The organism is Methylopila henanensis (genome assembly GCF_042681025.1).
GTDB classification, from domain to species: Bacteria; Pseudomonadota; Alphaproteobacteria; order Rhizobiales; family Methylopilaceae; genus Methylopila; species Methylopila henanensis.
In genome coordinates, this window is record NZ_JBHUER010000008.1 from 208,666 (window position 1) to 218,019 (window position 9,354).

Consider the following 9,354-nt stretch of genomic DNA (forward strand, 5'->3'; position numbering starts at 1 on the left):
CCGCGATCGAATGTTGCGCTGCGGCGAATGGGGGACTCCCACCGCCCCATGATTGCGCTACGTTTCCGCCACATGCGGGCACGACCAAGGGATGTCTTCAAAAGCTTCGCGCCGCTCGTCTGGGACGCGCTGCGACGGTTCGAGCGCGACGACGGCTGGGCGATCGCGAGCCACGTGGCGCTGTCGGGCCTGCTCGCGATCTTTCCGTTCCTGATTTTCGTGACGGCGCTTGCGGCCTTCCTCGGGGCGGGCGAAGCGTCAGGGAACGTCGTCCGCCTGATCTTCGACACCTGGCCGTCGGGCGTCGCCATGCCGCTCGCCACCGAGGTGCAGAAGGTGCTGACGACCCCGCGCGGCGGCGTGCTGACGATCGGCGTTCTGCTGACGCTGTGGGTGTCGTCCTCGGCGGTCGAGTCGCTGCGGATCGCGCTCGGCCGCGCCTACCAGTCGCCGACCTCCAAGCCGTTCTGGCTGTCGCGGCTGCAGAGCATCTGGTTCGTCATGCTCGGCGCGTTCGGGCTGATCACGGTGGCGGTGCTGATCGTGCTGTGGCCGATCCTGTGGAAGCTCGCCTTCGACTACACCCTCGCCTACTTCCCGGAATACACGGCTCCCTTCGTCTCGCTGGAGTTCGCGAGCAACGTCGCGCGCTACGCCATCACCATCCTGGTGGTGGCGGCCGGGCTGACCGCGACGCATCTGTGGCTGCCTGGCGGGCGGCGGAGGGTGCGGGACGTTCTGCCGGGCGTCGCCGTCACGGTCGCGCTCTGGATCGCCGGCGCGACGGCGTTCTCGATCTACCTCGCGCGTTTCGCCAATTACGCGTCGACCTACGCCGGCCTCGCCGGAATCATGACGGCGATCGTGTTCCTGAACGTCTGCGCCGCGCTGTTCATCCTGGGGGCTGAGTTCAACGCCGCGCTCGCCGCGCGGCGGAAGGCGCGGATCGACGGCGCCCGCGCGACGACCGACGCCGCGCCCGTGGCGCCGATCGGCCCCGCCGCGCGGCCTGCGGGCCTCTGAGCCGGAGACGCCGGCCGGCGGGGTTTCCGCCTCCCCGATGCAAAGCGGCGAACCCGCCCTAGGTCCTTGGCCAAGCGCCGCTCGTCAGGCGGCGACCCTGGACACAGAGGAGGAGTTCGCCATGAAACGCGTGGGCAGCGCCGTCTGGAACGGATCGGTCAAAGAGGGAGCCGGCAAGGTCTCCACCGAAAGCGGCGCGCTTTCGGGGCTGAACTACTCCTTCAAGAAGCGCTTCGGCGACGAGAAGGGCACCAATCCCGAGGAGCTGATCGGCGCTGCGCACGCCTCGTGCTTCTCCATGGCCCTGTCGCTGATGCTGGGCGAGGCCGGCTTCCCGCCGGACGAGATCAGGGCGACCTCCGCCGTCTCGATCGAGCAGCAGGGTGGCGGCTTCCAGATCACCACCATCGATCTCGCGGTGACGGCCGAGGTTCCCGGCATCGACGAGGCGACGTTCAAGGAGATCGCGACCAAGGCCAAGGACGGCTGCCCGGTGTCCAAGGTGCTGAAGGCCACGATCAACTTCGAGGCCACGCTCGCCTGAGCCCGCGGCGGCCTCACCCGCCGCGGGCGACCCTCAGTCTGCGGCGGGCGTCGATGCGGGCCGACAGCGCCTTGATCCGCGCCTCATGCGCGGCCCAGAACCGCGCGTTGTCGGCCGGCGTGTGGCGGCCCGGCCGCCAGCCGAGATAGGGGCCCTTGCGCCCGCCGGCGGCTTTCGACGGCCGCACGTCGCCCAGCAGCGACCGAATCGCGACCTCCGGAGCCGCGCCGTCCGCGAGCGGAGAGCCGAGCGTGGCGAGATAGGATTTCGCCCGCCGGCAGTATTGCACCGACAGGTCCGACATCCGTTCGGCGCGATGGCCGGCGCGGTACTTCATCAGGGCGCGGCAGAGGTCGCCGTTCGCAAGACGCCACGCCTCCGCGAGGTAGCGCACGGCGTAGCGCGCGTTGGTGGCCGGGTCGAACAAGGCGAGCGCGCCGCCGTCATGGCCGAGCATGGCCGCCGTCTCGGGGCGGATCTGCATCAGCCCGATCTCGCCAACGGCGCCGACCGCGCTCGGCTCGTAGCCGCTCTCCACATGGGCGACCGCCTCCGCCACCTCCGGCGGCAGCCCGCGCGCCGCGGCCTCCCGGCGGACCAGCGCCACATAGGCGGCGCGGCCCTCCGGCGCCGGGGCCACGACGGCGGACGTAGGAACCGCCGCGCTTTCCGTAGCGAACGAAGGACAGGCTGCAAGCGCCGGGAGCAGGCCGGCGACCACGCCGAACGCGGCGTTGCGCAGTCGCTGCACCGCCATTCCTCCCCGAAGGCCGGACGAACCGTCCGGCGAGCCCGCCCGTCATGTTCCCGCAGGCGCAAGCCTAGCAGATTGCCCGCCATGTCCTAACGCGGCGTGTCATCGGGCGATGACCGGCTCGTGAAGCCCAGCCCCGTTGCTCGGGCCGCGCCTGCGCACGATCTCTCCGACATGACCATGACGCCGCCGCTCACCCGCCGCGCAGCCGTGGCCGGCGCCGCCGCGGTCGCGCTTGCCCCCGTCGCGGCGCGCGCCGACACGGCTATAGGCGGCGGCGGGCCATCGCCGCGCATCGCCGCGATCGCCGAGCGCGCAAGCGGCCTCCCCCAGCTCCACGCCCTAATCGTGGCGCGCCACGGCCGCCCGCTGTTCGAGCGCGCCTTCCGCGGCCCGGCCCTCGACCGCCCGGCCAACGTGAAGTCGGTGTCGAAGACCGTGCTCGCTCTGATCGCCGGCGCCGCGATCGACCGCGGCGCGCTTCAGGGCGTCGACCAGCCGGTGGCCCCGCTGCTGCGCCGCTCGATCCCCGACGACGCCGATCCACGCGTGGAGCGCATCACCATCGGCCACCTGCTGTCGCTGCGCGCCGGGCTGGAGCGCACCTCAGGGCCGAACTACGGCGCCTGGATCTCCAGTCGGAACTGGGTGCGCGACGCCCTCAGCCGCCCCTTCGTCGACGAGCCGGGCGGCAGGATGCTCTACTCGACCGGCAGCTCGCACCTGTTGTCCGCCGCGCTCACCGCCGCAATGGGGCGCTCGACGCTGGAGCTCGCCCGCGACTGGCTGGGCGAGCCGCTCGGCGTCACGATCCCACCCTGGCCGCGCGACCCACAGGGTATCTACTTCGGCGGCAACGACATGGAGCTGTCGCCGCAGGCGCTTCTGCGGATCGGCGAGATGGCGCGCAACCGCGGAACGTTCGACGGCCGCCGCGTGCTTTCCGAAGGCTGGATCGACGCCATGTGGCGTCCGCAGGGATTCTCGCCGTTCACCGGCGATTCCTACGGCTACGGCTGGTTCCTGCGCGACGTCCACGGCGCGCAGCTGCGCTATGGCTGGGGCTATGGCGGGCAGATGCTGTTCATCGCGCCGGACCTCGGGCTGACCGCCGTGGTCACCTCGGACGCGACCCGCCCGTCCGGACGCGCCTCAGGCTATGTCGACGAGTTGCATGCGCTGTTCGCCGACATCGTCGGCGCCGCCCGCGCGGACGACGCCTCCAAGGCCTGACGTCCGGTCAGAAGCTGACCTTGGGCGGCGCGGCGTTCTCAGGCGCGCTCTCGAACGCCGCCATCGGCTTCGCCTCGGGATAGAGCCAGCCGGCGATCCAGCGGCCGGGAATGGTGCGCAGCTCGGTGTTGTAGGCCTGCACCGCGGCGATGTAGTCGCGCCGCGCCACCGCGATGCGGTTCTCGGTGCCTTCGAGCTGGGACTGCAGCGCGAGGAAGTTCTGGTTCGACTTCAGGTCCGGGTAGTTCTCCGAGACCGCGAGCAGCCGGCCGAGCGCGCCCGAAAGCTGCCCTTGCGCCTCCTGGAAGCGCTTGACCGCCTCCGGGTCCGACAGTTGGCCGGCGTCGATCGTGACCTGCGTCGCCTTGGCGCGCGCCTCGATCACGCTGGTCAGCACCTCCTGCTCCTGCCGAGCGAAGCCCTTCACGGTCTCGACCAGGTTCGGGATCAGGTCGGCGCGGCGCTGATACTGGTTCTGGACTTCGCCCCAGCGCGCCTTGGCCTGCTCCTCGAGCGTCGGCACGTTGTTGACGCCGCAGCCCGCGAGGCTGAGCGCGAGGACAGCGGCCGCGAAAAGCGCGCCAGCGCGCCGGACGGCGTCGATCAATCGATGGTTCATAGGCTCATCCCCCGAACGCGCGGCCCGGAAGCCGCTCCGTCCCTAGGTCGAAACCCTGGACGCGAAGTCAAGACGCGGACGGCCCGGACGCAGCCGTCGGAGCGTTTTCGCGGTCTCAAGGGCGTTGGTGCGGGCGGTCGGGCTCGAACCGACACTCCTTTCGGAACCGGATTTTGAGTCCGGCGCGTCTACCAGTTCCACCACGCCCGCACAGGCGCGCCCCACGCGCGGCGGCACGATGTCGGGGCCGCGCGCGGCTGTCAATTCCGCGCCTACGAGAACGCGCTTGCCTCAGGCGCCGGAGGCGCGCATATCCGGTCGCCCGTCGTAACGGTTCGTCAGCGTTGGGCGCGGCACTCTCGCCGTCGAATTCCCCGATGCGGCGCTGACGCCGTGGCGTAGACCTCCATGCTGAGACGCCTTTACGACTGGACGCTGTCGCTCGCCGCCGGGCCGCGCGCGGAGCTGGCGCTGTTCCTCGTCGCCTTCGCCGAAAGCTCGTTCTTCCCGCTGCCGCCGGACGTGCTGTCCGTGCCGATGACGGTGGCGCGGCCGGAGCGGGCCTATCGCTACGCGCTGCTGTGCGGCGTCGCCTCGACGCTCGGCGGGATCGCCGGCTACGCCATCGGCGCGCTGCTCTACGAGAGCCTGGGGCTGTGGATCATCCAGCTCTACGGCTACGGCGACAAGATGGACGCGTTCCGCGACGCCTACGCCCATTACGGCGCCTGGATCATCCTGCTGAAGGGCCTGACCCCCATCCCCTACAAGCTTGTCACCATCACCTCGGGCTTCGCGGGCTACGACTTCCTGACCTTCGTCGGCCTGTCGCTGATCTCGCGCACGCTGCGGTTCCTCGCGGTGGCGTGGCTTCTGAAGCGCTACGGCGAGCCGGTGCGCGAGTTCGTGGAGAAGCGGCTCGAACTCGCCGCGGTGATCCTCCTGGTCGTGGTCGTCGGCGGTTTCGTGGTCGTGAAATACGTCGTCTGACGCCCGCGACGAACGCGCCGGGATCGGCCATAACTCGCGCCATGACCATGCTCCGCAGCCTGTCCCCGGCAATGGCCGGCCTTCTGATCGCCGCCGTCGCCACGCTCGCCGTCGGCGGCGCGCTCGTGTTCGAGCACGGCTTCGGCTACGTGCCCTGCATGCTGTGCCTGTGGCAGCGCTGGCCCTATTACCTCGGCGCGCCGCTCGCGCTCATCGCCGTCCTGCTCGCCGCGCGCGGCGCGGCCGGCCCTGCGCGCCTGCTGCTCGTCGCGGTCGCCGTCCTGTTCGCCGGCGGCGCGGCGCTCGGCGTCTACCACGCCGGGGTGGAGTGGAGCTTCTGGCCGGGCCCCACAAGCTGCGCCGGCGCGAACGCAGCCCCGACCTCGGCGGGCGGCTTGCTCGCGCAGATGCAGACCACCCGCATCGTGCCCTGCGACCGCGCGGCTTGGCGGCTCTTCGGCCTGTCGCTCGCGGGCTACAACGCGCTGGTCGCCGCCGGCCTCGCGGGCCTCGCCATCGCGGGCGCCCGCAGCCGCCGGCCCGCCTGAGCGTCCGTCGGGACGCCGGTCCGACCCGATAAGAAAGCATGTCGCACTAACAGATAGCACGCTATCTATTAGCCATGAACGCTTCGTCTTCCCCCGCCACCGCGGTTGAGCTCGGTTATGACCTCGCCGTCGCAGCGCGGCGCTGGCGGCGTATGCTCGACGAGACGCTCTCGCGCTACGACCTCAGCGACGCCAGCTGGCGGCCGCTGCTGCACCTCGATCGCATCGGCGACGGAGCGCGCCAGAGCGATCTCGCGCAATCCCTCGGCATCGAGGGGCCGTCCCTCGTCCGCCTGCTCGACCGGCTTGCGGCGGCCGGGCTGCTGGAGCGTCGCGAGGATCCCTCGGACCGGCGCGCCAAGACGCTGCACCTCACCGACGCCGGCCTCGCGGCCGTGGCGCGGCTGCGGACGGTGGTGGCGGCCGCCTGCGCCGACATGCTGGAGGGCGTCACCGAGGATGAGATCGCCGTGTGCCGCCGGGTGCTCGCGCGCGTCGCGGAACGGGCGGGCCGATGAGCGCCGTCACCCGTGATCGCCTGATCTTCGCCCTGCGCGCCACGCTCGCCGCGCTGCTCGCCGGCTATCTGGCGCTGCTCGCCGACCTGCCGCAGGCCTCGAGCTCGATGATGACGGTGCTGATCGTCTCTCAGCCGCTGACCGGCATGGTTCTGTCCAAGGCGTTCTTCCGGGTGGTCGGCACGATTGTCGGAGCGGTCGCCGCGGTCGCGCTCACCGCCGCGCTCCATGGCGCGCCGGAGCTGTTCGTGCTCGGCGTCTCGGGCTGGATCGCCGCCTGCGTCTACGGCTCGATCTTCCTGCGCGACGCGCCCGTCTCCTACGGCGCGCTGCTGTCCGGCTACACCGCCGCCATCATCGCCTTTCCCGCGGTCAACGCGCCCGACGGCGTGTTCCTTTCGGCGCTCGACCGCGTGGCCGAGATCATGATCGGCATCGCGTGCGCCGGCGTGTTCAGCCAGCTCTTCTTTCCGCGCAGCGCCGGGCGAGCTCTAGAGGGCGCGGCGGAGCAGGCGCTCGCGGCCGCCTCCGCCTGGGCCGCCGACACGCTGCGCGGCCGCCCCGACGCCGCCCGCGTCGGCCGCGACCGCCGCACGCTGATCGCGACCGTGACCTCCCTCGACAGCCTCCGCGTCCACGCCACCTTCGACAGCGCCGCCGCGCGCCTATCGAACCAGCGCATCCGCTTTCTGCACGGACGGCTGGTCTCGCTGATCGCCATGCTGGTCTCGGTGCACGACCGGCTCGAAATTCTCCGCGCCGAGACGCCCGGCCGGGCGGCGGCGCTGGCGCCGGTGTTCGAGCAGGCCGCCGACGCCATGGCCCTCGACGCGCCCGAGAAGGACCGCGACGCCGCGCGACGCGCGGCGCTCGCGGCGGCGCCCGCCGCCGACGCGCTGCGGGCGAACCCGGCGGCCGTGCCCGAGCGCACTCTGCTGCTCCGGATCGCCGACCTGATCTCGCTGCGGAGCGACCTTGACCGGCTGAGCCGCATCGACGCCCCGGACGAAGACGGCGACGAGCCGCGCGCGACGCTGACACGCTATCGTGACCACCAACTCGCCGGCGTGGCGGCTGCCTCCGCCTTCGCGGCGCTCGTCGCGGTCTGCGCGTTCTGGATCGCCTCCGGCTGGGACGCCGGCGCGGGCGCGGCGATCTTCGTCGCCGTGCTCGTCAGCCTGTTCGGCCAGCAGGACGACCCGGCCGCCGCGGCCGGGACCTTCGCGCTCATGACCGCCGTCGGCGCGGCCGCCGCCGCGGCATATCTGTTCGCGATCCTGCCGCGGCTCGAGGGCTTCGAGACCCTCGCCGCCGCGCTCGCGCCGCTGCTGTTCACCACGGCCTGGCAGATGACCAACCCGATCCGCGCGCTGCCCGCGCTCGCCTTCGGCCTCGGCGTGCTCAACCTGATGTCGCTGTCGAACACGATGACCTACGACTTCACGACCTTCGCCAACACCACCTTCGCCAGCCTGACGGGGCTCGGCCTTGCCGCCGTCCTGCTCGGCGTGCTGCGCCCGATCGGCTCGGCCTGGCCGATCCGGCGGTTGGTGGCCGGCGTGCGGCGTGATCTCGCCTCGGCGGCGGCGCGCGGGCAGATCACCCGGCTCGGCTTCGAAAGCCGCATGTTCGACTTGGTGAACGGCCTGATGCTGCGACTCGACCCGAACGATCTGCGCCAGCTCGAGATCGAGCGCGGCGCGCTCGCGGGCGTCCGCGTCGGCCTCAACGCACTGGCGCTCCGCCGCGAACTCGACGCCCTGCCTCAGGCGGCGCGGAGCGCGACCGCCCGCGCCCTCGCCGAGCTTGCCCGCCATTTCCGGCGGCTTGCGCGCGGCGAGCCTTCCGCGCCGCCGCTCGACCGGCTGGACGAGGCGCTCGCCGCCGCCCTCGACGCGCCCGGCGACGGCCCGGACGCCGCCGACGTCGCGGTCTTCATTTCGTCGATCCGCGTCAGCCTCGCCCAGCACCCGGCGATGTTCGGCGCGGCGCTCCCGGAGGCCCGGCCATGATCAAGGAAATCGATCTCTTCGGCGTCTTCCTTCCGCCGCTGCTGCTCTATCTCGCCGTCGCGGCCGTCGCTTGGCGCCTGCTGCGCGCCGCTCTCGAGCGGCTCGGGGTCCATCGCTTCGTCTGGCATCCAGCCTTGTTCAACGCCTCGGTCTTCGTCGCGCTGCTCGCGGCGACGGTCGCGGCGCTCATGTGAGGTCCGCGCCCATGTCCCGCCTCGCGCGCGCCGCCCGCGTCGCCGTCACACTTTTCGCCGCAGCCGGCGCGCTCGCCGGCGGCGTCTATGCCTGGCGCGCCTACACCGAGACGCCCTGGACCCGCGACGGGCGGGTGCGCTCGCAGATCGTCCAGGTGACGCCGGACGTCTCCGGGGCCGTGACGGACCTGCGCGTGCACGACAACCAGAAGGTCGCCAAGGGCGACGTGCTGTTCGTGATCGACCAGGCGCGCTACCGGCTGGCGCTGGCCCAGGCCGAGGCGACGGTCGACGGCCGCTTCAGCGAAGTGGAGCAGCGCCGCAAGGAGGCGGAGCGCCGCGACAGGCTGACGTCCGCCGCGGTGGCGGAGGAGACGCGCGAGCAGGCCCGCACCGCGGTGCTGAGCGCGGAGGCCGCGTGGCGGCAGGCGCAGGTCGAGCGCGACGTCGCGAAGCTCAATCTCGAGCGCACTGTGATCGTCTCGCCGGTCAACGGCTACGTCACCAACCTGCTGCTCGACCTTGGCGACTACGCCACCGCCGGAAGGGCCGCCATCGCGGTGGTCGACAGCGACAGCTTCTATGTCGCCGCCTATCTCGAGGAGACCAAGCTCCACGCCGTCCGCGAGGGCGACGCGGCGACCGTCCGGCTGATGGCCGGCGGCCCGGACCTCACCGGACATGTCGAGGGAATCGCCCGCGCCATCGTCGACCGTGACAACGTCACGAGCTCAGACCTGATCGCGAACATCAATCCGAGCTTCACCTGGGTGCGGCTCGCGCAGCGCATCCCGGTCCGCGTGCGGCTCGTCGCGCCGCCCGACAACGTCGCGCTCGCCGCGGGCATGACCGCGACGGTCGTGATCCATCCGCGCGAGCGCGGCGACCCGGCGGCCACGCCGCAGCGCTGACGAAGGGC

Annotated in this window: 11 protein-coding genes and 1 tRNA gene; 9 read left to right on the forward strand and 3 right to left on the reverse strand. The window is 71.9% G+C overall.

The window, feature by feature from the left end; genetic code table 11:
- Nucleotides 1–48: 48 nt before the first annotated feature.
- Both ACFSCV_RS11500 and ACFSCV_RS11505 read left to right on the forward strand, forming a co-directional pair.
- On the forward strand, nt 49–1,023 hold the full coding sequence (locus ACFSCV_RS11500; RefSeq protein WP_378799724.1) for a YihY/virulence factor BrkB family protein: 975 nt from the start codon (nt 49–51) through the stop codon (nt 1,021–1,023).
- A gap of 121 nt (nt 1,024–1,144) precedes the next feature.
- Nucleotides 1,145–1,567: an OsmC family protein gene (locus tag ACFSCV_RS11505; protein ID WP_378799725.1), complete on the forward strand. Its 423-nt coding sequence runs from the start codon at nt 1,145–1,147 to the stop codon at nt 1,565–1,567.
- 13 nt (nt 1,568–1,580) lie between these two features.
- Here the strand turns inward: ACFSCV_RS11505 and ACFSCV_RS11510 are convergent, their stop codons facing one another.
- On the reverse strand, nt 1,581–2,324 hold the full coding sequence (locus ACFSCV_RS11510) for a lytic transglycosylase domain-containing protein (protein ID WP_378799726.1): 744 nt from the start codon (nt 2,322–2,324) through the stop codon (nt 1,581–1,583).
- Nucleotides 2,325–2,495: 171 nt separating this feature from the next.
- Between ACFSCV_RS11510 and ACFSCV_RS11515 the strand changes: the two genes are divergently transcribed.
- Entirely contained in the window at nt 2,496–3,554 is a 1,059-nt protein-coding gene (locus ACFSCV_RS11515; RefSeq protein ID WP_378799727.1) for a serine hydrolase domain-containing protein, read from the forward strand.
- A gap of 7 nt (nt 3,555–3,561) precedes the next feature.
- Here the strand turns inward: ACFSCV_RS11515 and ACFSCV_RS11520 are convergent, their stop codons facing one another.
- A complete protein-coding gene (locus ACFSCV_RS11520; protein WP_378799728.1) occupies nt 3,562–4,173 on the reverse strand; it encodes a LemA family protein in 612 nt (203 codons plus the stop codon).
- 125 nt (nt 4,174–4,298) lie between these two features.
- A tRNA-Leu gene (locus ACFSCV_RS11525) sits at nt 4,299–4,383 on the reverse strand.
- A 198-nt stretch (nt 4,384–4,581) separates the two neighbouring features.
- Here ACFSCV_RS11525 and ACFSCV_RS11530 point away from each other — a divergent pair.
- From ACFSCV_RS11530 to ACFSCV_RS11555, 6 genes are all read left to right on the forward strand, one after another.
- Nucleotides 4,582–5,163, forward strand: a complete 582-nt coding sequence (locus tag ACFSCV_RS11530; protein ID WP_378799729.1) for a YqaA family protein — start codon at nt 4,582–4,584, stop codon at nt 5,161–5,163.
- A 47-nt stretch (nt 5,164–5,210) separates the two neighbouring features.
- Nucleotides 5,211–5,711 carry a disulfide bond formation protein B gene (locus ACFSCV_RS11535; RefSeq protein WP_378799932.1) on the forward strand — a complete coding sequence of 167 codons (501 nt, stop codon included), beginning with the start codon at nt 5,211–5,213 and terminating at the stop codon, nt 5,709–5,711.
- A 74-nt stretch (nt 5,712–5,785) separates the two neighbouring features.
- Complete coding sequence (locus ACFSCV_RS11540) at nt 5,786–6,229, forward strand: MarR family winged helix-turn-helix transcriptional regulator (RefSeq protein WP_378799730.1); 444 nt, start codon at nt 5,786–5,788, stop codon at nt 6,227–6,229.
- Complete coding sequence (locus ACFSCV_RS11545) at nt 6,226–8,241, forward strand: FUSC family protein (protein ID WP_378799731.1); 2,016 nt, start codon at nt 6,226–6,228, stop codon at nt 8,239–8,241. Before ACFSCV_RS11540 ends, ACFSCV_RS11545 begins: the two co-directional genes overlap by 4 nt.
- The gene (locus ACFSCV_RS11550) at nt 8,238–8,435 is read left to right on the forward strand and encodes a DUF1656 domain-containing protein (RefSeq protein ID WP_378799732.1); all 198 of its coding nucleotides are present in this window, start codon (nt 8,238–8,240) and stop codon (nt 8,433–8,435) included. The genes ACFSCV_RS11545 and ACFSCV_RS11550 overlap by 4 nt, the downstream gene beginning before the upstream one ends.
- A gap of 11 nt (nt 8,436–8,446) precedes the next feature.
- Nucleotides 8,447–9,346 (forward strand): efflux RND transporter periplasmic adaptor subunit, encoded by a 900-nt coding sequence (locus tag ACFSCV_RS11555; RefSeq protein ID WP_378799733.1) that lies wholly within the window; start codon nt 8,447–8,449, stop codon nt 9,344–9,346.
- Nucleotides 9,347–9,354: the final 8 nt, after the last annotated feature.

Coding starts and splice junctions, on each gene's coding strand:
- ACFSCV_RS11500 (WP_378799724.1), top strand. CDS start 49: ATGATTGCGCTACGTTTCCGCCACATGCGGGCACGACCAAGGGATGTC.
- ACFSCV_RS11505 (WP_378799725.1), top strand. CDS start 1,145: ATGAAACGCGTGGGCAGCGCCGTCTGGAACGGATCGGTCAAAGAGGGA.
- ACFSCV_RS11510 (WP_378799726.1), bottom strand. CDS start 2,324: ATGGCGGTGCAGCGACTGCGCAACGCCGCGTTCGGCGTGGTCGCCGGC.
- ACFSCV_RS11515 (WP_378799727.1), top strand. CDS start 2,496: ATGACCATGACGCCGCCGCTCACCCGCCGCGCAGCCGTGGCCGGCGCC.
- ACFSCV_RS11520 (WP_378799728.1), bottom strand. CDS start 4,173: ATGAACCATCGATTGATCGACGCCGTCCGGCGCGCTGGCGCGCTTTTC.
- ACFSCV_RS11530 (WP_378799729.1), top strand. CDS start 4,582: ATGCTGAGACGCCTTTACGACTGGACGCTGTCGCTCGCCGCCGGGCCG.
- ACFSCV_RS11535 (WP_378799932.1), top strand. CDS start 5,211: ATGCTCCGCAGCCTGTCCCCGGCAATGGCCGGCCTTCTGATCGCCGCC.
- ACFSCV_RS11540 (WP_378799730.1), top strand. CDS start 5,786: ATGAACGCTTCGTCTTCCCCCGCCACCGCGGTTGAGCTCGGTTATGAC.
- ACFSCV_RS11545 (WP_378799731.1), top strand. CDS start 6,226: ATGAGCGCCGTCACCCGTGATCGCCTGATCTTCGCCCTGCGCGCCACG.
- ACFSCV_RS11550 (WP_378799732.1), top strand. CDS start 8,238: ATGATCAAGGAAATCGATCTCTTCGGCGTCTTCCTTCCGCCGCTGCTG.
- ACFSCV_RS11555 (WP_378799733.1), top strand. CDS start 8,447: ATGTCCCGCCTCGCGCGCGCCGCCCGCGTCGCCGTCACACTTTTCGCC.